At 71.4% G+C, this 23,146-nt stretch carries 22 protein-coding genes; 16 read left to right on the top strand and 6 right to left on the bottom strand.

Annotated elements, in window-relative coordinates; genetic code table 11:
- Nucleotides 1–6: 6 nt before the first annotated feature.
- Together ACZ58N_RS04885 and nudC are read left to right on the top strand one after the other, a co-directional pair.
- On the top strand, nucleotides 7–1,410 hold the full coding sequence (locus ACZ58N_RS04885) for a dipeptidase (protein WP_471155666.1): 1,404 nt from the start codon (nucleotides 7–9) through the stop codon (nucleotides 1,408–1,410).
- Between the two features lie 55 nt (nucleotides 1,411–1,465).
- A complete protein-coding gene (gene nudC, locus ACZ58N_RS04880; RefSeq protein WP_471155663.1) occupies nucleotides 1,466–2,413 on the top strand; it encodes an NAD(+) diphosphatase in 948 nt (315 codons plus the stop codon).
- Between the two features lie 190 nt (nucleotides 2,414–2,603).
- Here the strand turns inward: nudC and ACZ58N_RS04875 are convergent, their stop codons facing one another.
- The gene (locus ACZ58N_RS04875) at nucleotides 2,604–2,864 is read right to left on the bottom strand and encodes a mycoredoxin (RefSeq protein ID WP_281210652.1); all 261 of its coding nucleotides are present in this window, start codon (nucleotides 2,862–2,864) and stop codon (nucleotides 2,604–2,606) included.
- Nucleotides 2,865–3,098: 234 nt separating this feature from the next.
- Between ACZ58N_RS04875 and ACZ58N_RS04870 the strand changes: the two genes are divergently transcribed.
- The 5 genes from ACZ58N_RS04870 to ACZ58N_RS04850 all read left to right on the top strand — a co-directional run bounded on the left by ACZ58N_RS04870 (nucleotide 3,099) and on the right by ACZ58N_RS04850 (nucleotide 6,968).
- Entirely contained in the window at nucleotides 3,099–5,267 is a 2,169-nt protein-coding gene (locus tag ACZ58N_RS04870; RefSeq protein WP_471155661.1) for an ATP-dependent DNA helicase UvrD2, read from the top strand.
- A gap of 194 nt (nucleotides 5,268–5,461) precedes the next feature.
- Complete coding sequence (locus tag ACZ58N_RS04865) at nucleotides 5,462–5,755, top strand: hypothetical protein (protein WP_471156545.1); 294 nt, start codon at nucleotides 5,462–5,464, stop codon at nucleotides 5,753–5,755.
- 197 nt (nucleotides 5,756–5,952) lie between these two features.
- Nucleotides 5,953–6,324 (top strand): WhiB family transcriptional regulator, encoded by a 372-nt coding sequence (locus ACZ58N_RS04860; RefSeq protein ID WP_362877507.1) that lies wholly within the window; start codon nucleotides 5,953–5,955, stop codon nucleotides 6,322–6,324.
- A complete protein-coding gene (locus ACZ58N_RS04855) occupies nucleotides 6,321–6,653 on the top strand; it encodes a hypothetical protein (RefSeq protein WP_281210649.1) in 333 nt (110 codons plus the stop codon). The genes ACZ58N_RS04860 and ACZ58N_RS04855 overlap by 4 nt, the downstream gene beginning before the upstream one ends.
- Nucleotides 6,654–6,761: 108 nt before the next feature.
- Complete coding sequence (locus tag ACZ58N_RS04850) at nucleotides 6,762–6,968, top strand: hypothetical protein (protein WP_389708090.1); 207 nt, start codon at nucleotides 6,762–6,764, stop codon at nucleotides 6,966–6,968.
- 178 nt (nucleotides 6,969–7,146) lie between these two features.
- On the opposite strand, the gene ACZ58N_RS04845 is transcribed toward ACZ58N_RS04850, so the two are convergent.
- Nucleotides 7,147–8,484, bottom strand: a complete 1,338-nt coding sequence (locus tag ACZ58N_RS04845; RefSeq protein ID WP_471155655.1) for an ABC1 kinase family protein — start codon at nucleotides 8,482–8,484, stop codon at nucleotides 7,147–7,149.
- A gap of 73 nt (nucleotides 8,485–8,557) precedes the next feature.
- Nucleotides 8,558–9,814, bottom strand: a complete 1,257-nt coding sequence (locus ACZ58N_RS04840; RefSeq protein ID WP_471155653.1) for a ThiF family adenylyltransferase — start codon at nucleotides 9,812–9,814, stop codon at nucleotides 8,558–8,560.
- A 202-nt stretch (nucleotides 9,815–10,016) separates the two neighbouring features.
- On the opposite strand from ACZ58N_RS04840, the gene ACZ58N_RS04835 reads away from it, so the two are divergent.
- The 4 genes from ACZ58N_RS04835 (at nucleotide 10,017) to ACZ58N_RS04820 (ending at nucleotide 13,903) form a co-directional block, all read left to right on the top strand.
- On the top strand, nucleotides 10,017–10,613 hold the full coding sequence (locus tag ACZ58N_RS04835) for a M48 metallopeptidase family protein (protein ID WP_471155649.1): 597 nt from the start codon (nucleotides 10,017–10,019) through the stop codon (nucleotides 10,611–10,613).
- A 145-nt stretch (nucleotides 10,614–10,758) separates the two neighbouring features.
- Nucleotides 10,759–12,420: a TerD family protein gene (locus tag ACZ58N_RS04830; RefSeq protein WP_471155647.1), complete on the top strand. Its 1,662-nt coding sequence runs from the start codon at nucleotides 10,759–10,761 to the stop codon at nucleotides 12,418–12,420.
- Nucleotides 12,421–12,440: 20 nt separating this feature from the next.
- A complete protein-coding gene (locus tag ACZ58N_RS04825) occupies nucleotides 12,441–13,130 on the top strand; it encodes an AIM24 family protein (protein ID WP_471156543.1) in 690 nt (229 codons plus the stop codon).
- Nucleotides 13,131–13,147: 17 nt separating this feature from the next.
- Nucleotides 13,148–13,903, top strand: coding sequence for an AIM24 family protein (locus ACZ58N_RS04820; protein ID WP_471155644.1), 756 nt, complete (start codon nucleotides 13,148–13,150; stop codon nucleotides 13,901–13,903).
- Between the two features lie 68 nt (nucleotides 13,904–13,971).
- Here the strand turns inward: ACZ58N_RS04820 and ACZ58N_RS04815 are convergent, their stop codons facing one another.
- Together ACZ58N_RS04815 and ACZ58N_RS04810 are read right to left on the bottom strand one after the other, a co-directional pair.
- Nucleotides 13,972–14,502: an NUDIX hydrolase gene (locus tag ACZ58N_RS04815; RefSeq protein ID WP_471155640.1), complete on the bottom strand. Its 531-nt coding sequence runs from the start codon at nucleotides 14,500–14,502 to the stop codon at nucleotides 13,972–13,974.
- Nucleotides 14,499–15,887: a zinc-dependent metalloprotease gene (locus tag ACZ58N_RS04810; protein ID WP_471155637.1), complete on the bottom strand. Its 1,389-nt coding sequence runs from the start codon at nucleotides 15,885–15,887 to the stop codon at nucleotides 14,499–14,501. The genes ACZ58N_RS04815 and ACZ58N_RS04810 overlap by 4 nt, the downstream gene beginning before the upstream one ends.
- A 191-nt stretch (nucleotides 15,888–16,078) precedes the next feature.
- Here ACZ58N_RS04810 and ACZ58N_RS04805 point away from each other — a divergent pair, with 191 nt between their 5' ends.
- The 4 genes from ACZ58N_RS04805 to ACZ58N_RS04790 all read left to right on the top strand — a co-directional run bounded on the left by ACZ58N_RS04805 (nucleotide 16,079) and on the right by ACZ58N_RS04790 (nucleotide 19,420).
- Complete coding sequence (locus ACZ58N_RS04805) at nucleotides 16,079–17,245, top strand: SDR family oxidoreductase (protein WP_471155635.1); 1,167 nt, start codon at nucleotides 16,079–16,081, stop codon at nucleotides 17,243–17,245.
- A 152-nt stretch (nucleotides 17,246–17,397) separates the two neighbouring features.
- The gene (locus ACZ58N_RS04800) at nucleotides 17,398–17,859 is read left to right on the top strand and encodes a molybdenum cofactor biosynthesis protein MoaE (protein WP_471155633.1); all 462 of its coding nucleotides are present in this window, start codon (nucleotides 17,398–17,400) and stop codon (nucleotides 17,857–17,859) included.
- Between the two features lie 169 nt (nucleotides 17,860–18,028).
- A complete protein-coding gene (locus tag ACZ58N_RS04795; RefSeq protein ID WP_281211018.1) occupies nucleotides 18,029–18,226 on the top strand; it encodes a hypothetical protein in 198 nt (65 codons plus the stop codon).
- 105 nt (nucleotides 18,227–18,331) lie between these two features.
- Nucleotides 18,332–19,420, top strand: coding sequence for a YlbL family protein (locus ACZ58N_RS04790; protein WP_471155630.1), 1,089 nt, complete (start codon nucleotides 18,332–18,334; stop codon nucleotides 19,418–19,420).
- Between the two features lie 45 nt (nucleotides 19,421–19,465).
- Here the strand turns inward: ACZ58N_RS04790 and ACZ58N_RS04785 are convergent, their stop codons facing one another.
- Nucleotides 19,466–20,038 carry a PPA1309 family protein gene (locus tag ACZ58N_RS04785; RefSeq protein ID WP_471155629.1) on the bottom strand — a complete coding sequence of 191 codons (573 nt, stop codon included), beginning with the start codon at nucleotides 20,036–20,038 and terminating at the stop codon, nucleotides 19,466–19,468.
- Between the two features lie 179 nt (nucleotides 20,039–20,217).
- On the opposite strand from ACZ58N_RS04785, the gene ACZ58N_RS04780 reads away from it, so the two are divergent.
- A complete protein-coding gene (locus ACZ58N_RS04780) occupies nucleotides 20,218–23,100 on the top strand; it encodes a UPF0182 family membrane protein (protein WP_471156541.1) in 2,883 nt (960 codons plus the stop codon).
- Nucleotides 23,101–23,146 lie beyond the last annotated feature (46 nt).

Below are 23,146 nucleotides of genomic sequence, written 5' to 3'. Positions count from 1 at the left end.
CGGGGCATGAGCGAGATCCAGGCGGACAACGTCGTCCGCACGTACATCGACACCCACCGCACCGCCTTCCTCGACGACCTCGCCGAGTGGCTGCGGATCCCCTCCGTGTCGGCCCAGCCCGAACACGCGGACGACGTACGCCGCAGCGCCGACTGGCTCGCCGCGAAGCTCACCGCGACCGGCTTCCCGGTCGTCGAGGTCTGGCCCACCGACGGCGCCCCCGCCGTCTTCGCGCACTGGCCGAGCGAGGACCCGCACGCGCCCACCGTCCTCGTCTACGGACACCACGACGTTCAGCCCGCCGCCCTCGCCGACGGCTGGCACACCGAACCCTTCGAGCCCGTCGTCAAGGACGGCCGGATGTACGGGCGGGGCGCCGCCGACGACAAGGGCCAGGTCTTCTTCCACACCCTCGGCGTGCGCGCGCACCTCGCCGCGACCGGCTCCGCCGCCCCCGCCGTGCACCTCAAGCTGCTCATCGAGGGCGAGGAGGAGTCCGGCTCCCCGCACTTCCGTGACCTCGTCGAGGCCCGCGCGCGACAGCTCGCCGCCGATGTCGTGATCGTCTCGGACACCGGCATGTGGTCCGAGACCACCCCCACCGTGTGCACCGGCATGCGCGGCGTCGCCGACTGCGAGATCGACTTCCACGGCCCCGACCAGGACATCCACTCCGGTGCCTTCGGTGGAGCCGTGCCCAACCCGGCCACCGTCGCCGCCCGCCTCGTCGCGGCCCTGCACGACGAGGACGAGCGGGTCACGATCCCCGGCTTCTACGACAACGTCACCGAGCTGAGCGACGCCGAACGCCGGCTGATCTCCGAGCTGCCCTTCGACGAGGCCGAGTGGCTCCGCACCGCCAAGTCGCACGCCGCCTCGGGCGAGGCCGGCTACTCCACCCTGGAGCGCGTCTGGGCCCGACCGACCGCCGAGGTCAACGGCATCGGCGGCGGCTACCAGGGCCCCGGCGGCAAGACGATCGTGCCCGCCTCCGCCCACCTGAAGCTGTCGTTCCGCCTGGTGTCGGGGCAGGACCCGTACGAGGTCGAGGCCGCCGTGAAGGACTGGGTCGCCGCCCGCGTCCCCGACGGGATCCGGCACTCCATCACCTTCGGCGCCCCCACCCGGCCGTGCCTGACGCCGCTGGACCACCCGGCGCTGCAGTCCGTCGTCCGGTCCATGGAACGCGCCTTCGGCCGGCAGGTCCGCTTCACCCGCGAGGGCGGCTCGGGACCGGCGGCCGACCTCCAGGACGTCCTGGAGGCCCCCGTCCTCTTCCTGGGGATCTCCGTACCGTCCGACGGCTGGCACTCGCCGAACGAGAAGGTCGAGATCGACCTCCTCCTCAAGGGCGTGGAAACCGCCGCCCACCTCTGGGGCGACCTCGCCGAGCACTGGAAGACCGGCTGATCACGCCCGCACACCCACCCATCGCCACGCCTGCCTTGTCCCACCACCGGGGGAGTTGGAAGTACCAGTGAGCACCCGTACCGAGCGTCCGATCACGCTGGCCGCGCCCAGCGGAATCGACCGCGCCGCCCACCACCGCCTCGACGAGGCGTGGCTGGCCGCAGCCTGGAGCCACCCGACGACCCGCGTCTTCGTCGTCTCCGGCGGCCAGGTCCTCATCGACGACACCCCCGACGGGGGCACCGGCATCGTGATGACCCCGGCCTTCGAGGCCCCGGTCACCGAGACCCACCGCTACTTCCTGGGCACCGACGAGGACGGCGTACGGTACTTCGCGCTGCAGAAGGACTCGCTGCCGGGCCGCATCGACCAGTCGGCCCGTCCGGCCGGGCTGCGCGAGGCCGGACTCCTGCTGAACCCGCGCGACGCCGGGCTGATGGTCCACGCCGTGGCGCTGGAGAACTGGCAGCGCATGCACCGCTTCTGCTCCCGCTGCGGCGAGCGCACGGTCGTCGCGGCCGCCGGGCACATCCGCCGCTGTCCGGGCTGCGGCGCCGAGCACTACCCGCGCACCGACCCGGCCGTGATCATGCTGGTCACCGACGACCGGGACCGCGCGCTGCTCGGCCGCCAGGTCCACTGGCCCGAGGGCCGCTTCTCGACGCTGGCCGGGTTCGTCGAGCCGGGCGAGTCGATCGAGCAGTCGGTGGTCCGCGAGGTGTGGGAGGAGGCGGGCGTCAAGGTCGGCGAGGTCGAGTACGTCGCCAGTCAGCCCTGGCCGTTCCCGTACAGCCTGATGCTGGGCTTCACCGCCCGGGCCGTGACCTCGGAGATCACCGTCGACGGCGAGGAGATCGAGGAGGCCCGCTGGTTCTCCCGGGAGGACCTGGCGCAGGCGATCGAGCGGGGCGAGGTCACGCCTCCCGCCGGTGGCATCTCCATCGCAGCCCGACTGGTCGAACTCTGGTACGGCAAGCCGCTGCCGCGTCCGCCGGTCTCGTAACCTTCGTCACCATCGCGGCCGTGACACCTTCGTCACCGTCGCGGCCGTGACGGCGTCCACGACGCCGGCCGCGACGGGTGACCACGGACGCGTCCCCGCGTCCCCGCGACGCCGGCACAGCAGAAGGCCCCCGCCGTACGGCGGGGGCCTTTCCGGGTACCGAACCGCTACGGATCGCGGGTTGCCCGGATCAGACGGCGAGGGCCTGCTTGACCTGGGCCAGGCTCGGGTTCGTCATGACGGACTCGTTGCCGCCCGCCGACTTCACGAGCACGGTCGGGACCGTCTGGTTGCCGCCGTTGGCCTTCTCCACGAACGCGGCGGACGCCGGGTCGAGCTCGATGTTGATCTCGTCGTACGCGATGCCTTCCCGGTCCAGCTGCTTCTTCAGCCGGTTGCAGTAGCCGCACCAGGTCGTGCTGTACATCGTGACGGTGCCCGTGTCCTGCATGCTGCGCTCTCCTTCGTGGGGGCCTCGGTGGGCCTCTGTGGGGCCTCGGTGGTCCGAGTACTCGAACGCACGGGACCGCCGTGCCATTCCCGACCCCGACACCGGCTCCGATCCCCGACGGTGCGGTGGCCGGTGGCCGGTGGCCGGTGGTCGCCGGACGCACCGGTACGACGAACCCGTCGGGCCTGTGGACGGATTTCCCGCCCGTCCCACCGGACCTGGCAGCATGGCAGGGTGACATCAGCAACGCACTCCTCCCCCTTCCCGGCCGACGCAGACGCCGCCGACGCCGTGCTCCTGGGCCTCGACCCGGAGCAGCGCGAGGTCGCCACGACCTTGCGCGGGCCGGTGTGCGTGCTGGCGGGCGCGGGCACCGGCAAGACCCGGGCCATCACCCACCGCATCGCCTACGGCGTCCGCTCCGGGCAGCTCATGCCGGCCAGTGTGCTGGCGGTCACGTTCACCAACCGCGCCGCCGGCGAGATGCGCGGCCGACTGCGCACCCTCGGAGCGGACGGCGTCCAGGCGCGCACCTTCCACTCGGCCGCCCTGCGCCAGCTCCAGTACTTCTGGCCGCGCGCGGTCGGCGGCGAGGTGCCCCGGCTGCTGGAGCGGAAGATCCAGTTCGTGGCGGAGGCCGGTGCGCGCTGCCGCATCCGCCTCGACCGCAACGAGCTGCGCGACGTCACGGGCGAGATCGAATGGGCCAAGGTCACCCAGACCGTGCCCGCCGACTACCCGGCCACCGCCCTGAAGGCGGGCCGCGAGGCCCCCCGCGACATGGCGGAGATCGCCCAGATCTACGGGACGTACGAACAACTCAAGCGCGACCGCGGAATGATCGACTTCGAGGACGTGCTGCTGCTGACCGTCGGCATCCTCCAGGACCGCCACGACATCGCAGACCGGATCCGCAGCCAGTACCAGCACTTCGTGGTCGACGAGTACCAGGACGTCAGCCCCCTCCAACAGCGCCTCCTCGAACTATGGCTCGGTGATCGCGACAGCCTGTGCGTCGTCGGCGACGCCAGCCAGACGATCTACTCCTTCACCGGCGCGACCCCCGACCACCTGCTGAACTTCCGCACCCGCTACCCGCAGGCCACCGTGGTCAAGCTGGTTCGCGACTACCGCTCCACCCCCCAGGTCGTCCACCTCGCGAACGGGCTGCTGAACCAGGCCAAGGGTCGCGCCGCCGAACACCGCCTGGAACTGATCTCCCAGCGCGAGCCCGGCCCCGACCCCCAGTACGCCGAGTACGCGGACGAACCCGCCGAGGCCGAGGGCGTCGCCGCCCGGATCCGCGACCTGATCGCCGCGGGCGTTCCCGCCGGCGAGATCGCCGTGCTCTACCGGATCAACGCCCAGTCCGAGGTGTACGAGCAGGCCCTCGCCGACGCCGGCGTCCCCTACCAGCTGCGCGGCGCCGAGCGCTTCTTCGAGCGGGGCGAGGTCCAGAAGGCCGTACTGGCCCTGCGCGGAGCCGCCCGCTCCGGCGGCGGCAACGACCCGCTGCTGGAGGATGTCGTCGAGCTGGGCTCCCAGGCCAGGGCCGTGCTGAGTTCCACCGGCTGGACCGCCGAACCCCCTGCCGGGTCCGGCGCGGTCCGCGACCAGTGGGAATCCGTCGCCGCGCTGGTCCGGCTCGCCGAGGACTTCGCCCGGAGCCGTCCCGGCGCGACCCTCACCGACCTGGTGATCGAGCTGGACGAGCGCAAGGCCGCCCAGCACGCCCCGACGGTCCAGGGCGTCACCCTCGCCTCGCTGCACGCGGCGAAGGGCCTGGAGTGGGACGCCGTGTTCCTCGCGGGCCTCACCGACGGCATGATGCCGATCACGTACGCGAAGACCGACGAGCAGGTCGAGGAGGAACGGCGCCTCCTTTACGTCGGCGTCACCCGGGCCCGGCACCACCTGACACTCTCCTGGGCGCTCTCCCGGGCTCCCGGCGGTCGGGCCTCCCGTCGCCCCAGTCGCTTCCTGAACGGCCTGCGGCCGGGCTCGGCGGCCCCGGGAACCGGCCCCGGCGCCGTGACCGACCGCGCTGCCCGCAAGCGCGGCCGCCGCGGCCCGGCGCTGTGCCGTGTCTGCGGCAGGACCCTGACCGAGGCCGGGGACATGAAACTGATGCGCTGCGAGGACTGCCCGTCCGACATGGACGAAGGGCTCTACGAGCGGCTGCGCGCCTGGCGGGCCGTCCAGTCGAAGGCCCAGGGGCTGCCCGGATACTGCGTCTTCACGGACAAGACGCTCATGGCGATCGCGGAGGCCGCGCCCTCCGAGGCGGGCGAGCTCTCGATGATCTCCGGAGTGGGTGGCCGCAAGCTCGACCGGTACGGAGCCGATGTCCTGGCCATCTGCGCAGGCCAGGAGCCTGCGGGCGAGGATCCTGACGACGCGTAGAAACTCGTCGGAAAAATAGTTTGCACATGCCCAGCGAATCCCCATAGGTTCTTAGCAACGGAAACGGTGGCTTCTCCGAAGCCCTGGATCCGTGCTGTACTTATCCGAATACGTATGGGACCGGCCTTCGGGCAGGGTCCCCGAGACGCCGAGAGGAGGCGAGACCAGTGGCCGGCTACACGAACTTCACCAAAATGACCGATCGCTCGGTCGACGCTTCCTGCCTGCTCGGTTCCGTCTCCCTTCCGGGTACCGGTCTGTCCGCGATTTGCGCTGACAGCCCTGCCCTGCTGGCGGTCCTTCCCGTCAGTGAGCGCAATGAGCGACCGACCAAGGCACTGGTGGCAGTAGCCGAAGCCCAGGCGCATGGCGCCTATGGCTTCGCGGCCGCAGCCGGTGCCGGAGCTCGGACGAAGCAGACGACGAAGCAGCAGCACCACCTGATGTGGGCCTTCCGCGGGCTCGAACCCTGGAGTGATCCAGCCTGATCGCACGATCAGGCCGGCGCCTTCAGGGCCGCGGAACCCCACCCGGGATCCGCGGCCCTTCTGTTTGTCCCCGAACGGGGACGACGGAGCGAAGGGGCCTCGGGACTGGCAGAACCAGTCGGTGTGAGTTGGCAGCCGAGCCGCCCCCGGCCAACAGGCCGGAACGACTAGCCGAACAAGACGAGGAAGAAAACACCGTGCAACTCGAAGCGCACGCCCCGTCCGTACCGCAGACCCAAACGATCTCCCCGCCCGCAGTCCCGGAGGACTCCACCTTGATCCCCCTCACCGCGCTCACCGCGCTCGACGACGCCATCGAGAACCTCGGCGTACCGGTTCCCTGTCGCACCTTCGACCCCGAGGTCTTCTTCGCCGAGTCCCCGGCGGACGTCGAGTACGCCAAGTCGCTCTGCGGCACCTGCCCGCTCGTCGAGGCCTGCCTCGCCGGCGCGAAGGAGCGCCGCGAGCCCTGGGGTGTCTGGGGTGGAGAGCTCTTCGTCCAGGGCGTCGTCGTGGCCCGGAAGCGCCCGCGTGGCCGTCCGCGCAAGAACCCGGTTGCAGCGGCATGACCGCCATCGGAACCATCGACCGCCCCCTGACGCGCGACCCCCTGAAGCAGGCCCTCATGTCCCCCAACGCCACCACGAGCGAGCAGCCGCACGGCTCCGCCACCGCAGACTTCATCACCGCAGGCGCGATCACCTCGCGTCAGAACAGGACCCGCGAAATGCAACTCATCCCAGAAGCCATGGCTCGTGCCCATATGGACGACCGCATGCGTGAGGCGGACGCCGAGCGTCAAGCCCTGCGCCTGGTCGCCGCGCGGCGCATGCAGCGTCGCGCCGAGCGCGTGTCGCTGCGCGCCCGGCGCGCGCTGGCCATGGCCGTCATGCACTGACGGCTGACACAGCCCGAACCACGAAGTACCCGGGGGGCCGGTCCGAACGGACCGGCCCCCCGGTGCGTTGCGCCGGCCGCTCCGGGCCCGCGGGGATATCGTCTGGAGGTGGACCAGCCGACTCCCCACCCCGCCCCGCCGGGACCCGAGGCCCAGCCCGACGTCTGCGCGCGCTGCGGCACCCGTGCCCCCGACGGCGCCCCGCCCACCTGGACCTGCTCCGTGGAGAACGGGACCAGGCAGTACTTCTGTGTCGACTGCGCGCGGGCCAACCTCCGGGCCATCGAGGGCCGCCTCGACTCCGCCTGGTGGTGACGACCGATCCGGTGACCGCCTCCGCCCGATGACCCTTCCGTCACCCGGCCGGGCCCCCGGCGAGCGCGTTCCCACCGGGCGATCCCCATCGGGCGACCCCCATGGGGCGATCCCCACCGGGTCGGGGCAGTCCCTCCCTCCGGGCTGCTCGTCCGCCCGGCGAGGGACTCGCCGCCGCTTACGCGGGCCGGTCCTCCGCCCCGAACCCCGGCAGCCAAGCGCCCAGTTCGTCCGGCAGTCGCACCGTCGCGCCCAGTTGGCACAGCACCCCGATGGTGCTCAGCGTCACCCGGTGGATCAGCAGGTACGACGGCGGCAGGTTGATCTGACGCCCCAACTGGTGCGCGGGGGAGCGCGGATCGGCGATCCGGGCTGCCTGCCCGCGCAGCCACGTCCGCGTGAAGGTGAACTCCTCGGCCTCGGCGGGCTCGATGATCGGCTTGAGGTAGTCGAGGACGGCCTGGGGGTCGAGGTCGATGGAGTCCCGGACGAAGCCCTCGGCCCGCAGGATTCCGTAGACCCCTTCGGCATCCCCGTCCAACGTCATCCGCAGGGACCGGCCGATGGGCTTGGGCCAGCCACCGGGCAGCCGGTCGACGGTGCCGAAGTCCAGCACGCCCAGTCGCGTCCGGCCGTCCGCCCCCGCTATCAGGCGGAAGTTGCCCGGGTGCGGATCCGCGTGCAGCAGTCCCGTCCGGGCGGGCCCCGAGAAGAGGAACCGGGCCAGCAGCTGCCCGGCGCGGTCGCGCTCCTCCTGGGTGCCGTCGGCGATCACCTCCGACAGCGGGGTGCCCTCCATCCACTCCGTCACCAGCACCTCGTCGCCCTGGTGCACGACGTCCGGCACGAACACGTCCGGGTCGTCGACGAAGGCGTCCGCGTGCGTGCGCTGCGCCTCGGCCTCCAACTCATAGTCGAGTTCCTCCGAGACCCGGTCGCGCATCTCGGTGATCAGCGGCTTGATGTCCATGCCGGGGATCAGCGGCCCGAGCAGTCCGGCGAACCGGCCCAGCTGCTTGAGGTCCGACAACAGGGCCTCGCCGGCACCCGGGTACTGGACCTTGACCGCGACCTGCCGGCCGTCGTGCCACACCGCACGGTGGACCTGCCCGATCGAGGCCGCCGCGGCCGGCTTGTCCTCGAACTCCTCGAACAGCTCGCGCCAGTCCGCGCCCAGACGCTCCGCCAACACCTCGTGGACCCGGGCCGCCGGCAGCGGCGGGGCCGCCTCCTGAAGCTTGGTCAGCGCCGCCCGGTACGGCCCGGCGACCTCCTCGGGCAGCGCCGACTCGAACACCGAAAGGGCCTGCCCGAACTTCATGGCACCCCCCTTGAGTTCGCCGAGGGTGCGGAACAACTGCTCGGCGGTGCGCTGCTGGAGCTCGCGGGCGACGATCTCGGCGGACTTGCCGCCGATCCTCTTTCCCAACCCCCAGGTGGCGCGGCCGGCGATCCCGAGTGGCAGCGCGGCCAGCTTGACGGTGCGGGTGACGGCCTTCCGGGGAAGATCAGACATGCGCCCCTCCAGTTCCCAGACAGCTGTGCCGCAAGCTGCGGTTCAAAGCGATCCTCGGCACCGACGCATCCTGTCATGGCCGACTCCGGAGGTCCGCGCCCGATCCTGCCCCGACGTTCTGCAGCGCCACTCGACCGCCGCCGACGCCGCCACCGCCACGGCCCCCGCCATGATCGACCGACCTTCCCGCACCGCGCCCCGAACCGGGGACCGACACGGGCACCGGGGCCGGGGGCGGCGCCGTCTCCCCGGCCGCGGCCGCCCCGCACGGGCAGTCCGGATGGGGCCACACGGCCGAGCGGTCCCAGGACAGGCCCGGCAGCGCCGCCTCCCAGCGGGCCCCGGCCGACGCGGGCACCTCCCCGTCGAGGAAGGACAGGGCGTGGGCCGCGGCCAGACCGGCCACCGCCGTGGACAGGGTCACGTCGCAGGCGCCGGTGGCGCGGCGGCGGTGCGCGGAACGCCATTGGACGAGCATCCGCGGCCACGCCGGATCCCGATCGACCCGGTCGCGCTCCATGCACCCGGCGCACGCCGTGCACCCCGGCAACACCAGTGGCCCCACCGTCCCGGTGCCCTCCAGCACCCCCGCGTACAGGTGCGGGGTGCCGGTGGCCACCCAGTCGGCCGCCTCCTGCGGATCCGGCGCCCAGGACCGCAGCCCGTCCCGCGGAGCGACCACCACCAGCGCCAGCCCCGGCTCCGGCCCGGACGCCTCCCCGGCGCGCGGACCCCGCCCCGGGGCGGAGTCCCGCACCAGCGCGGCCGCGGCCTCGGCCCTGAGCCGGCCGATGCTCGCGGGACCCAGCCCGCCCGGCGCCACATCGGCCGGCACCACCCGGCCACCGTCGAGCACCTCGACCCGACCCACCCCCGCCGCCGCCAGCACGGCCGCGATCACCGCCCCGACCCGCCCGCTCCCGCGCACCTGGACCCGTATCACCCTGCGCGCCGCGATCCCCCGTAAGTCACCACCCGGCTCCCGGCGCACCAGTGACAGCGAGCCCAGGTCGGGCCCCAGTCGCTCCAGGGTCTCCGGCCGGCGCCGCACGGCCTGGGCCCGTGGCCCGCCCGCGGTGACGTCGTCCAGCAGCCCGGCCCTCGCCAGCCGTCGTACGAGTTCGTCCACCCGCCCCTGCGGCAGCCCCAGACCGGTGCCCTCCGAGCGCAGCAGGTCCATGCTCCGCGTCCCGTCGATGCGGTCGATGAGCGAGCCGGTGGCCGTGTCCACCGGACCGAGCACCACCGCGTGGGCCGGAGTGACCCCGAACTGCACCGTTTGCAGATCGCGCCAGGCCCGTGCCAGCGCGGGCTTCACCTTCGGATACATGACGACCCCCTTCGAGCGCGGCCCCCCGGATCCCCGCCCGATCCCCGATGGATCGGCCGGCCCCGATTCGCCGCTTTCGGCCACCATGCCCGTCCGTCGCGCCGCGTGCGGGAATTTGTCCACAGGCAAGGGGTATTAGGCATATGAGATGGAGAAAAGGGGAGGTTTCGGTATCCGATCCCGAATCCGCAGCGAATCGATCATGTTCGAACCCCGGACGCGCGGGACTTCCACCACGACGAGCGGGTACCTTCGACGCGTGTCCGCCGATCCACCGCAGCGCGCCGTCGAAGTCCGCCGGAGCGCGCGCCGCCGAAGGACCGTATCCGCCTACCGCGAGGGTGACCGTACGGTCGTCCTGATCCCTGCCCGGATGTCCGAGGCGGAGGAGCGCCGCTGGGTGGGCGTGATGCTCGACAAGCTCGCGGCCCAGGAGAGCAGGCGCACCCTCGGCGACGCGGAACTGACCGAACGCGCCGAGCGTTTGTCCGAGCAGTACTTCGGTGCCCGTGCCCGCCCCCGCACGGTGCGCTGGGTCACCAACCAGAACACCCGCTGGGGTTCCTGCACCCCCGCCGAGGGCAGCATCCGGCTCTCGCACCGCCTCCAGGGCATGCCCGAATACGTGGTCGACTACGTGCTGCTGCACGAGCTGGCCCACCTCCTCGTGCCCGGCCACGGCCCCCGCTTCTGGGAACTCCTGGAGGCGTATCCGAAGACCGAGAGGGCCCGCGGATACCTCGAAGGAGTGGTCGCGGCCGAGCGCCTCCCGAAGGTTCCGGCCTCCCGGGACGAATGAGCGCGGGCCCCGGAACACGGTTTGTACCGGGTCGGTACCGACTTGGCCGGATGTCGGCGGGAGCCGTTAGCCTGAGCGGCACGCATGCACCGGCACGCATGCCGCGGGACACATTTCAGAGTCGGGATGGGGGACGGTCGGACGTATGGCCAGGGAATTCCAGCGCGGCCACAAGGCCAGGATCAGTGATCTGACGGCGGGTACGGATCTGTACGTGGGCGTCCAGATCTCCGGGCCCGGGCTGACCTTCGACATCAGCTGCTTCGGCCTCGACGCGAACGAGCAGCTCTCGGACGACCGCTACTTCGTCTTCTTCAACCAGCCGAAGTCGCCGGAAGAGTCCATCCAGCAGCTCGGCCCGCAGGCGGGTGACACGGAATCCTTCCGGGTGACCCTCGACCGGATCCCGGCCTCCATCCACCGGCTCTCCTTCAGCGCCACGCTCGACGGCGCCGGGCAGATGTCGCAGATCGGCCCCGGCTACATCAGGATCGTGGCCGGCGGCGAGGAAGTCGTCCGCTACTCGTTCGACGGCTCCGAGTTCAGCACCGAGCGCGCGCTGATGATCGGCGACTTCTACCTCAAGGACGTGTGGCGCTTCGCCGCCGTCGGACAGGGCTTCGACGGCGGGCTCGCCGCGTTGCTGCAGAACTTCGGCGGCGAGGTCGCCGAGGAGGAACCGCAGCAGGCGCAGCCTCAGGCATCCGCGACGCCGGGATTCGCCCCGCCGCCGCAGGGCGCCGCCCCCGCCCCGTCCTTCGGGGCACCGGCCCAGCAGCACCAGCCCGCACCGCAGCCGCCGGCCCCCGCTCCGTCCTTCGGCGGTCCGGCGCAGCAGCCGCAGGCACCCGCCCCGCAGCAGCCCCCGGCGCCGGTGCACAGCGCCCCGACCATGGTCGCCCCGCTGGCCCCGCCCGCGCCCTACGGCAACCCGCCGCACCCGCCGCAGCAGCCCGGCCCGCCCTCGTACGGGCAGCAGCCGCAGCCCTCGTACGGCGGCCAGGTCCCGCCCCCGGCCCCGGCGCCCTACGGGCAGCAGCCGCCGCAGCCGTCGTACGGCCAGATCCCCGGCCAGCAGCCGCCCCCGTACGGCCAGCAGCCCGGCTACGGCCTGCAGCCGGCCCACGGCCAGGCCCCGCAGGCCGGCGCCGGCCTCGCCGCCGCGCTCCAGCCGTACAAGGAGGCGCCCACCGGCGCCCGCTGGACCCCGCAGAACCAGCAGCTCATGCGGGTCGACCTGTCGATGGGCGGGCAGGCCGTCCTCGCCCGCCAGGGCAGCATGGTCCTCTACCAGGGCAAGGTCGACTTCAGCTACAAGGGCGCGGGCTTCGCGGGCCGCATCGTCGGCAACGCCACCGGCCAGGAGATGCAGCTGATGCGCTGCACCGGCCGGGGTCAGGTCTTCCTCGCGGAGAACGGCGCCCACCTGCACGCCATCGAGCTCCAGGGCGACGGGATCTGCGTCTCCGCCGAGAGCGTCCTCGCGTTCGACGAGTCCCTCCAGCACGAGGTCCGGCGCATCGAGGGCCACGGCATCCCCGGCGGAGCCCTGTTCACCATGCTCTTCCAGGGCACCGGCACGGTCATCGTCAAGACGCACGGCGTCCCCGTCGTCCTGCCCGTCACCCCGACGACGTTCGCGGACAGCAACGCCATCGTCGCCTGGTCGGCCGCCTCACAGGTGATCATCTCCAGCCAGGTCCGGCTGCGCCGCAACGCGTACCCCGGTCACAGCGGGGAGACCGTGAACCTCCAGTTCCGCGGCGCTCCCGGCAACTTCATCGTCGTCCAGCCGTACGAGGTCTGAGGGAGCCCCACATGAACGCCATGAACGCAACGAACCAGCAGCTCGCGGGCTACGCCCCCGGTCCCGTCACGGCCCGCATGGAGAACCACGGCCGGGCCATGCTCAAGGTCGCCATGCAGAGCGGCCAGGACCTCTTCGCCCGCACCGGCTCGATGGTCGCCTACGAGGGCTTCGTCCAGTACGAGCCCAACCCGCCCGCCGTCCGCCAGATGGCCTCGCAGTGGCTGACCGGCGAGGGCGCCCCGCTGATGAAGGCCACCGGCGACGGCCTGCTCTACCTCGCCGACTACGGCGCCGACGTCGTCGTGATCAACCTCAACAACGACGCCCTGTCCGTCAACGGCACCAACCTCCTCGCCTTCGACGCCCACCTCCAGTGGGGCGTCGAGCGGGTCAAGGGCATGGCGAAGTTCGCCGGCCAGGGCCTGTTCAACGTGCAGATCTCCGGCACCGGATGGGTCGCGATCACCTCCCGCGGCACGCCCATCGTGGTCGACTGCGGCCGAGGCGACGACGAGACGTACGTCGACCCGGACGCGCTCGTCGCCTGGTCCCCGAACCTCAAGGTCAAGGGGAAGCGCAGCTTCAAGGCCTCGTCGATGATCGGCCGGGGCAGCGGGGAGGCCTACCAGATGGCCTTCTCCGGCCAGGGCATCGTCGTCGTACAGCCCAGCGAGGACAGCACCGACCGGCTCCGGACCCGGGGCTGAGGGGGAGCGGACACATCATGCAGAGCGCACTTTTCGGCTACGCGGAAGCGCAGTCCCAGGACCGGTACACCGTCCAGAACCCCCAGCTCCTGCGGGTCTCCCTGAGCGGTTCCGACGACGTCCTCGCCCGCAAGGGCGCGATGGTCGCCTACCAGGGCATCGTCGACTTCGACGGCGAGTACCAGAGCAGCAACCAGCGCAACGCCCGCGCCCGCACCGGTGAGGGCCTGGACCTGATGCGCTGCTCCGGCCAGGGCACCGTCTACCTGGCGAACCTCGCCCAGTACGTCCACGTCGTGGACGTCGACCAGGACGGCCTCACCGTCGACAGCAGCTACGTGCTGGCCCTCGACTCCACCCTGCACACCGAGGCCATCGCCGTCGACAGCCAGTACGGGATCTCCGGCTCCGGCAAGTACCAGCTGAACATCAGCGGCCGCGGCAAGGTCGCCCTGATGACCTCCGGACAGCCCCTGATGATGCAGGTCACCCCGGACAAGTACGTCAATGCCGACGCCGACGCGATCGTCGCCTGGTCGACCTCGCTGCGCGTCCAGATGCAGGCACAGACCCACTCCGCCGGGGTGTGGCGCCGCCGCGGCAACACCGGAGAGGGCTGGGAACTCAGCTTCCTCGGCACCGGCTTCGCCCTCGTGCAGCCCAGCGAGGTGCTGCCGCCGCAGAACGCCCAGGTCGGACAGGGCGCCGCGGCGCAGTTCGGGATGGGCCAGCACGGCGCGCACGCCCAGAACCAGAACAACGCCTGGAACTGACGGGCCCGGACGCACAGCGCGGGAGGGGCGGACCCGACAAGGTCCGCCCCTCCCGCGCGTCGCGCGCGTCAGTCGCCCAGACGGGCCCGCGTCGCCTCCAGCAGCCGCACGACCGAGGTGTCGGCCACCGCCGCCACCTCCTCGTACGGGAACCAGCGCAGGTCCAGCGACTCCTCGCTGATCTCCGCAACGGCACCGGCCGGGGCCAGCGCCGCGTACTGGACGTCCAGGTGCCAGTTGCACGGCGCCGGGATCGGATGCCGGTCCAGCCGCACCGGACCACCCGGCACCAGGGTCAGCCCGGAGGCGATCCCCGATTCCTCGACGGCCTCGCGCAGCGCCACCTCGGCGAGCGTGGCGTCACCGGGCTCGCAGTGTCCGCCCATCTGCAGCCACATGCCGAGCTTCTTGTGCAGGGTCAGCAGGACCCGGCCCCGGACCGGGTCCACCACCAGCGCGCTGCCCGTGACGTGCCCGGCGGTGCAGGGCTTGTAGACCCCGTCCGGATGCGCCTCCAGGTGCTCCAGGTACAGGGCGCGGAGCTCGGGCTGGTCCTCGTACCGCTTCAGGACGAGGACCGCGTCTTCGTGCAGGCTCACTTCTTTTCGTCGCCTTCGTCCTCGGGCCGCTCGCGCTTCTCGGCCGCCTCGCCCAACATCTTGTCGATCTCGGAGAAGTCGAGCTGCTCGCGGTGCACGAAGCCGTCCGGGTCGTCCAGGTCGGAGGCCGTCGGCAGCATGTCCGGGTGCTCCCACAGGCCGTCCCGCCCGTCCACGCCCCGCGCGTCGGTGAGCGAGGCCCACAGACGGGAGGCGTCGCGCAGCCGGCGCGGACGCAGTTCCAGGCCGATCAGCGTCGCGAAGGTCTGCTCGGCCGGACCGCCCGAGGCACGACGCCGGCGCATGGTCTCGCGCATGGCGTCCGCCGAGGTCAGCCGGGGCTTGGCCGCCTCGTGCACGACGGCGTCCACCCAGCCCTCGACGAGCGCGAGCGCCGTCTCCAGGCGGGCCAGGGCGGCCTTCTGCTCGGGGGTGTCCTCCGGCTGGAACATACCGCCCGCCAGCGCCTCCTGGAGCTGCTCCGGGTTCGACGGGTCGAGCTGCCCGACCACGTCCTCCAACTTCGAGGTGTCGACCTTGATGCCCCGCGCGTAGCCCTCCACCGCACCGAACAGGTGCGACCTCAGCCACGGCACGTGCGCGAACAGTCGGGCGTGCGCCGCCTCGCGCAGCGCCAGGTACAGGCGCACCTCGTCCGAGGGAACGCCGAGGTCCTTGCCGAAGCTCTCGATGTTCAGCGGCAGCAGCGCCGCCCGCCCGGCCGGCCCCAGCGGCAGACCGATGTCGGTCGAGCCGACGACCTCGCCCGCGAGCACGCCCACGGCCTGGCCGATCTGCTGGCCGAACATGGCCCCGCCCATGGAACGCATCATGCCGAGCAGCGGGCCCGCCATGGCCTGCATCTCCTCGGGCAGCACCCCGCCCATGGCGGCGCCGACGCGCTCGGCGACCGGGTCCACCAGCTCCTTCCACACCGGGATGGTCGCCTCGACCCACTCGGCCCGGCTCCACGCGACGGCCGCGTTGGCCCCCGACGGCAGGGACGTCACGCCGTCCAGCCACAGGTCGGCGAGGCGCACGGCCTCCTCGACGGCGGACTTCTCCGCGATGCCGACGCTGGTGTCCTTCACGCCGTCCGCCGTGCCCTGCGCGACGGTACGGCGGGCGATGTCCTTGGCCATGTCCCAGTTCACGGGACCGCCCTCGTAGCTCAGCATCTGGCCGAGCTGCTGGAACGCCGCGCCGAGGTCGCCCGGGTTCATCGAACCGAACATCGCGGCGAACGGATTGTCCGCGCCGCCCGGAAGAGCGGAGGGGTCGAACCCGAACGGATTCGCGGGGCCGCCCTGGCCGCCCTTCTTGCCCTCGTCGCCGTTCTCCGGCTCCTCCGGCGGAAGGCCGAATCCGAATGGGGTGTCGCTCACGGGTTTCCTCGGCTCGTAGGGCCGCCGGCGGGAGCCGACGGCGATGGTCCGGCAACACCACCCAGCCTAGACACCTGACCCGCTTACGGGCTCGGTGCTCCGCCGACTCCTGGGCTGCGGCAGGATGGACATCACCTGGTGGGTACGCGTCACGACGTGTTCCTACTGAAGACAACCGCTGGAGACGCCCGGTGAGTTCCCCAGATCCGCAGGCTCGCGCGCCGCACGACGCCGAAAACCGCCCCGAGCACGGCGACAGCGCCCCCGGCGTTCGCCGGCCGCGAAACCAGGCCGAACCCCGACGACACAGCCCGGTGATCGCGGTGACCGGCGCCGCATCCGGCGTCGGCGCGGCCCTGGTGGCCCGCCTCGCCGCATCCGACGAGGTCAAGCAGGTCGTCGCCATCGACGAGCGGCGCGGGGACTGCGCCGAGGCCCACTGGCACCTCCTCGACGTCCGCGACCCGGCCATCGCCGAGAAACTGCGCGGCGCCGACGTCGTCGTCCACCTGGCGCTGGACCTCGACCTGGAGACCGACCCCGCGACCCGTACGGCGTACAACGTGCGCGGTACCCAGACCGTGCTGACGGCCGCCGCCGCGGCCGGCGTGCACCGGGTCGTGCTGTGCACGTCCGCCATGGTCTACGGGGCCCTCCCGGACAACGACATCCCGCTCTCGGAGGACTCCGAGCTGCGCGCCACCGCCGAGGCCACCGGCGTGGGCGACCTCCTGGAGATCGAGCGCCTCGGCCGCAGGGCCCCCCGCGCGCACCCCGGCCTCAACGTGACGGTGGTCCGCCCGGCGGTCCTCGTCGGCGGCACCGACACCGCGCTGACCCGCTACTTCGAGTCCCCGCGGCTGCTCGTCGTCGCGGGATCCCGGCCCACCTGGCAGTTCTGCCACGTCGAGGACCTGGTCAGCGCCCTGGAGTACGCGGCCCTGGAGAAGGCCGAGGGCGAGCTCGCCGTCGGCTGCGAGGGCTGGCTGGAACAGGAGGAGGTCGAGGAGCTGAGCGGGATCCGGCGCATGGAGCTGCCCTCGGCCGTCGCCCTGGGCGCCGCGGCCCGGCTCCACCGGATCGGTCTGACCCCGTCCCCGGCCGGGGACCTCGCGTACACGATGCACCCGTGGGTGGTCAGCGTCAGCGGGCTGCACGCGGCGGGCTGGCGGCCGCGCTGGACCAACGAGGAGGTGCTGGCCGAGCTGCTCCAGGAGGTGTCGGGCCGGCACACCGTCGCGGGCCGCCGGCTGGGCCGCAAGGACGCGGCCACGGCCGCCGGGGCCGCCGGGGCGACGGTCGCCCTGCTCGGCGCCGCCGCCGCCGTCCGACGCGCCCGCAAGCGCCGCGGCATCTGATCCCGCACGGCGTCCGGCCCGGACACGCCCGCCCGGTACGTCCGTACGCCCCGCGGCGGGGCCCGTTCCTGTAGGAGGATCCCAACCGGGCGGGCCCGCGCCGGGCGAATCGGCTATACCGCCATGTCAGCGGCTGAGGCACGATGGATGACATGGCACCGCACTTCGACCACCCAGGTGAGCAGGCCGCTCCGGACCCGATCCGGCTGCTCGACATCCGTGAGACCCCGCTCTCGATCGACGAGGTCTTCGGGGCCGTCGGCGACGATTCGACGGGAGGCACGACCCTGTTCGTCGGCACGGTGCGCGACCACGACGGCGGCGCCGACGTCGACTCCCTCGGCTACTCCTGCCACCCGACGGCGGCGGCCGAGATGCGACGCGTCGCCGAGCGCGTCGTGGCGAAGTACCCGGTCCGCGCCCTCGCCGCCGTCCACCGCGTCGGCGACCTCTCCGTGGGAGACCTGGCCGTCGTCGTCGCCGTCTCCTGTCCGCACCGCGGCGAGGCCTTCGAGGCGTGCCGGATGCTGATCGACGACCTCAAGCACGAGGTCCCCATCTGGAAGCACCAGACTTTCAGCGACGGAACCGAGGAATGGGTCGGCGCCTGCTGAACCACCACCGTTCGCCCTCCCAACCCCCCGGACGCGGGGCTTCCCCCGCAAGGGGGTAGCCTCACCCCCGTTCGGCCGCGCAACACGCCCTCGATTTGCGTAACCCCTTTCCGGGCACGAGCGTTGAAGCCACCAACGACACGTACTTTCGGGGCAGGGAGGCACGTTCATGGCATCACTGGCGTGGTTGCTCATTCCGCTGTTCGCCGCGATCGGCGCCGCGATATGGGGCAGCTGGGCGGCTCGCGACCGCACCCAGGGCGACATATCCGAACTCGCCGGCTACGCGCGATTCCGCGAGGCCATGGGGAAGGCCGATCAGGCCCGGACGAAGGAAAAGGCGCACTCCGGTTCCGACGCCGTCTGAGCGTCCCGGTGCTCCCGCTGAGAATCCGCTGAGAGTTCCGCGCACGGCCCCCGTACGGACCGGCCCCAGGGGCCGCCCTCCGACACCGTCCCGTACTGTCGATTCATGCCACGCCGCACCGCGACGATGCTCGCCTCCACCCTCATGCTGTTCGCGCTGCTCTGCGTCGGGGTGTTCATCAAGGTCCCGTACTCCGAGATGAGTCCCGGCCCCACGGTGAACACGCTCGGCGACTCGCACGGCGAGCCGGTGCTGAACATCTCGGGGCACAAGACGTACCCGACCACCGGCCACCTCAACATGACCACGGTCCGCGTCACCGGTGCCGACTACGACATGAACCTGCTGGAAGCGGTGTACGGCTGGGCGGCCGGCGACAACATCGTCGTACCGCACGAGAACCTCTACCCGAACGGCAAGACCGACAAGGAATCCACGCAGGAGAACGCCGAGGAGTTCAGCCAGTCGCAGGAGAGCGCCAAGGTGGCCGCGCTCAAGCAGATCGGCATCCCGGTCAACGCCCGCGTGATCGTCTCCTCGGTGGTCAAGGGCGGCCCGTCCGAGGGCAGGCTGCACGCCGGAGACGTGATCAAGTCCGTCGACGGCGCCCCGGTCACCGACCCGGCCGACGTGGCCGAACTGGTCACCAAGCACAAGCCCGGCGAGCCGGTCGAGTTCATCGTGGTACCCGCCAAGGACGCCGCCGAGGCGGAACGAGCGAACCGCGAGCCCACGACCACGGAGAAGATCACGATCACCGCGGGCAAGGCGGAGGACGACGGCCACGCCATCGTCGGCATCCGGGCCGGGACCGACCACACCTTCCCGTTCCCGATCGACATCAAGCTCGCCGACGTCGGCGGCCCCAGCGCCGGCCTGATGTTCGCGCTGGGAATCGTCGACAAGCTCACCCCGGAGGACCTGACCGGCGGCAAGTTCATCGCGGGCACCGGGACCATCGACGACAGCGGCAAGGTCGGACCGATCGGCGGCATCCAGATGAAAACCATCGGCGCCCGCCAGGCCGGGGCCGAATACTTCCTGACCCCGGCCGACAACTGCGCCTCCGCCGCCTCCCACGTGCCCGACGGACTGACCCTGGTCAAGGTCTCCACGATCGACGACGCGACGAAGGCCCTGGAGAAGATCTCCAAGGGCGACACCGCCGGCCTCCCGAGGTGCTCCGCCTCCTGACGGCGGCGGAGCGGCGGGGCCGGCGGGCGCCGGAACAGGTCCCTCCTAGTCGAGGAAGGTGGCTGCCAGCGCCTCCGCGAGGCCCGGCACCAGGGTCGCACCCGTGAGCACCTCGTTGGAGGAGTCCTTCTCCCGCAGCCGCACGGCGGACTCCCGCGAACCGTCGCGCAGCACGCCCACGGTCAGCCGCACCTCCTGACGGTCGGGGTGCGCGGCGACCCACTTCGCCAGCTGCTTGTCGCTCAACCCCTCCGGGACGGACGCCTCGGCGGACGGCGGCAGCATCAGCCGCTCGACCGTCAGCGCGCAGCCGACGATCGCGTCCGGCCAGGCGATGGTTCCCAGGAACTTGTCCAGCGGGGTCCCGGCCGGCACGGAGTCCTGCTCGATCGGGGTGAGCTGGCTCTTGCCGGTGTCGTCCTGGTCGAGGCCGAGCTGGCGGGCGAGACCGGGTTCCTGCTTGCGCAGCCGGGCGGTGTCGACCAGGGCGAACAGCCGGGCCGGCTTGTCCCAGCCGAGGGTGGAGGCGTACTCGTCGATCTCCAGGACGGCACGGGTGAGCGGGGTGGCGGCCATCGGCGTGCCGGGGGAAGGCGAAAGGTTGGACATGGACAACATCCTGCCTCCTTTCCCCCGGTTACCGGGAACTGACTAAAGCCTCCGTAAGTTGCAAGAGTGGGCCCTACCATCGGGGGCCCGGCTCCGCTCCTCCCACGGCGGGCGCAGCAACCGGACGCATTACCCAGATTCAGTACCCAGACTCAGCGACTTTCGAGGTGCGCACCTTGGCTTTCCAGATGCCGGACCGCGGCGGAGGCCCCTCCGGGCCACGGATGAGAGTCGGCCGCCCCTCCCGGCGCGCCCGGACTCTTCTGACGACCCTGGGCGTCCTGGCCGTCCTGGCCATGGCGTTCATCATGTTCGCCGGATTCTGGACGGACTGGCTCTGGTTCCGCTCCGTCAAGTACTCCACCGTCTTCACCACCACCCTGTGGACCAAGATCGGCCTCTTCGCCGTCTTCGGCCTGCTGATGGCCGGTGCGGTCGGGCTGAACATCTGGCTGGCGCACCGGCTGCGGCCGCCGCTGAGCGCGATGTCGCTGGAACAGCAGAGCCTCGACCGCTACCGCATGAGCATCGCCGCGTACAAGAAGTGGCTGCTCCTGGGCATCGCCGTGATCGTCGGACTGATCGCGGGCGCCTCGGCGGCCGGCCAGTGGAAGACCTGGCTGATGTACGTCAACGGGGTGCCCTTCGGTCGTAAGGACCCCCAGTTCGGCCTGGACGTGTCCTTCTACACCTTCGACCTGCCCTGGTACCGCTTCCTGCTCGGCTTCGGCTTCGCCGCGGTCGTGCTGTCGGTGATCGCCGCCGTCGTCGTGCACTACCTGTACGGCGGCCTGCGCGTGACCAGCCCCGGGGCCCGCGCCACCGCCGCGGCGACCGGGCACCTGTCGGTGCTGCTCGGCCTCTTCGTCACCCTGAAGGCGATCGCGTACTGGCTCGACCGGTACGGCCTCGCGGTGAAGTCCAGCGACTTCAAGGCCGCCGACAACTGGACCGGCCTGCGCTACGTCGACGCGAACGCCTACCTGCCGGCGAAGACGATCCTGGTGGCGATCGCGGCGATCTGCGCGGTGCTCTTCTTCGCCACCCTGTGGCGCCGCACCTGGCAGCTCCCGGTCATCGGTTTCGGCCTGATGGTCCTCTCGGCGATCCTGATCGGCGGGCTCTACCCGGCGATCGTCCAGAAGTTCCAGGTCCAGCCGAACGAGCAGGCCAAGGAATCGCCGTACGTCGAGAAGAACATCAAGGCGACGCGCGACGCCTACGGGATCGCCGGGTCCGAGGTCAAGGACTACCCGGGCGTCCCGCAGACGGAGGACCGCACCAAGCTGCGGTCCGCGGCCGACACCACGGCCAGCGTCCGCCTGCTCGACCCGAACATCGTCTCCCCGGCCTTCCAGCAGCTCCAGCAGGTCAAGGGCTACTACGGCTTCCCGTCCACGCTCGCCGTGGACCGGTACAGCGGCCAGGACACGGTCATCGGGCTCCGCGAGCTGAACATCGGCGGCATCCCGAAGAACAACTGGATCAACGACCACTTCAAGTACACGCACGGCTACGGCGTGGTCGCGGCCAAGGGCACCACCGTCAAGGACGGCGCCCCCGACTTCACCCAGGCCGACCTGCCCTCCAAGGGCATGTTCGGCACGGACTTCGAGCAGCGCATCTACTACGGCGAGCAGACGAAGCAGTACTCGATCGTCGGCGGTCCGCAGAAGGAGCTCGACTACTCGGACGACAAGGGCGAGAAGGAGACGAGCTACAAGGGCGGCTCCGGCGTCAACCTCGACAGCCCGGTCAACCGCGCCGCGTACGCCCTCGCCTTCAGCGAGCCGCAGATCCTGTACTCCGGGGCCATCGGCGAGGGTTCGCGGATCCTCTACCACCGCACCCCCAAGGAGCGCGTCGAGGCCGTCGCCCCGTGGCTGACCATCGACGGCGCCCCGTACCCGGCGGTCATCGGCAAGCGGGTCGTCTGGATCGTCGACGCGTACACGACCACCAACGGCTACCCGTACGCCTCGCGGACCACGCTGGGGCGGAGCACCGCGGACTCGCTGACCAACAGCCAGCGCGCGGTGGTGGCCCAGGAGAACCAGGTCAACTACATCCGCAACTCGGTGAAGGCCACCGTCGACGCGTACGACGGCACGGTCAACCTGTACCAGTGGGACACCGAGGACCCGGTCCTGAAGACCTGGATGAAGGCGTTCCCGGGCACGGTCAAGACCAAGAGCGAGATCTCCAAGCCGCTCATGGACCACCTGCGCTACCCGCAGGACCTCTTCAAGGTCCAGCGCGAACTGCTCACCCGGTACCACGTCACCGACCCGCAGACCTTCCTCAGCGGCAGTGAGGCCTGGGCCGTCCCGGACGACCCGACGACGAAGGCCGGCACGGCGGTCCCGCCGTACTACCTGTCGATGAAGATGCCGGGCCAGGAGGAGAAGGACCAGGTCTTCTCGCTCACCACGACGTTCACACCGAACGAGCGGCCCAACCTCAGCGCCTTCATGGCGGTCAACGCCGATCCGGGCACCCCGGACTACGGCAAGATCCGAATCCTGAAGATGCCGACGAGCAAGCCGCCGGACGGCCCCGGACAGGTGCAGAGCAAGTTCCAGTCCGAGCCGAAGATCGCCGAGTCGATCCGCCTGCTGCGCGGTGGTGACTCGGAGATCGAGTACGGCAACCTGCTCGCGGTGCCCCTCGACGGCGGCATGCTCTACGTGGAGCCGGTCTACGTCCGCAGTTCCGGGCTCAAGTACCCGCTGCTGCGCAAGGTGCTGGTGACCTACGGAGGCCAGACGGCCTTCGAGGACACCCTCGACAAGGCGCTGAACGTGGTGTTCGGGGCCGCGGCCCCGACCGTCCCGACGACGCCGACGAACCCGGACCAGCCGCCGGGTGACACGCCGCAGCAGCCGGTGCCCCAGGACCCGACGGTCAAGGCGGCCCTCTCCGACGCGCAGAAGGCCGTCGAGGAGGCCGACAAGGCCATGAAGGCCGGCGACTGGTCCGCCTACGGCAAGGCCCAGGACGACCTGGAGGCGGCGCTGAAGCGGGCGATCGACGCCGAGGCGAAGTTGCAGGCCCCCAAGCCGGGCGGCTGACGCCAACGCGGTAATGGCTCCGTCCCGCGTCGTGATACTGTGGTTT

It is taken from the genome of Streptomyces sp. NPDC040432 (assembly GCF_055595445.1).
Note: the sequence above shows the minus strand (reverse complement) of the source record. Positions and strands in the feature narration are given on the sequence as shown.

What these genes read in the sequence shown, in the direction of transcription:
- ACZ58N_RS04885 (WP_471155666.1), top strand. Translation starts at nt 7, where the DNA reads ATGAGCGAGATCCAGGCGGACAACGTCGTCCGCACGTACATCGACACC.
- ACZ58N_RS04875 (WP_281210652.1), bottom strand. Translation starts at nt 2,864, where the DNA reads ATGCAGGACACGGGCACCGTCACGATGTACAGCACGACCTGGTGCGGC.
- ACZ58N_RS04865 (WP_471156545.1), top strand. Translation starts at nt 5,462, where the DNA reads ATGACCGATCGCTCGGTCGACGCTTCCTGCCTGCTCGGTTCCGTCTCC.
- ACZ58N_RS04855 (WP_281210649.1), top strand. Translation starts at nt 6,321, where the DNA reads ATGACCGCCATCGGAACCATCGACCGCCCCCTGACGCGCGACCCCCTG.
- ACZ58N_RS04845 (WP_471155655.1), bottom strand. Translation starts at nt 8,484, where the DNA reads ATGTCTGATCTTCCCCGGAAGGCCGTCACCCGCACCGTCAAGCTGGCC.
- ACZ58N_RS04840 (WP_471155653.1), bottom strand. Translation starts at nt 9,814, where the DNA reads ATGTATCCGAAGGTGAAGCCCGCGCTGGCACGGGCCTGGCGCGATCTG.
- ACZ58N_RS04835 (WP_471155649.1), top strand. Translation starts at nt 10,017, where the DNA reads ATGTTCGAACCCCGGACGCGCGGGACTTCCACCACGACGAGCGGGTAC.
- ACZ58N_RS04830 (WP_471155647.1), top strand. Translation starts at nt 10,759, where the DNA reads ATGGCCAGGGAATTCCAGCGCGGCCACAAGGCCAGGATCAGTGATCTG.
- ACZ58N_RS04825 (WP_471156543.1), top strand. Translation starts at nt 12,441, where the DNA reads ATGAACGCAACGAACCAGCAGCTCGCGGGCTACGCCCCCGGTCCCGTC.
- ACZ58N_RS04820 (WP_471155644.1), top strand. Translation starts at nt 13,148, where the DNA reads ATGCAGAGCGCACTTTTCGGCTACGCGGAAGCGCAGTCCCAGGACCGG.
- ACZ58N_RS04800 (WP_471155633.1), top strand. Translation starts at nt 17,398, where the DNA reads ATGGCACCGCACTTCGACCACCCAGGTGAGCAGGCCGCTCCGGACCCG.
- ACZ58N_RS04795 (WP_281211018.1), top strand. Translation starts at nt 18,029, where the DNA reads ATGGCATCACTGGCGTGGTTGCTCATTCCGCTGTTCGCCGCGATCGGC.
- ACZ58N_RS04790 (WP_471155630.1), top strand. Translation starts at nt 18,332, where the DNA reads ATGCCACGCCGCACCGCGACGATGCTCGCCTCCACCCTCATGCTGTTC.
- ACZ58N_RS04785 (WP_471155629.1), bottom strand. Translation starts at nt 20,038, where the DNA reads ATGTTGTCCATGTCCAACCTTTCGCCTTCCCCCGGCACGCCGATGGCC.
- ACZ58N_RS04780 (WP_471156541.1), top strand. Translation starts at nt 20,218, where the DNA reads ATGCCGGACCGCGGCGGAGGCCCCTCCGGGCCACGGATGAGAGTCGGC.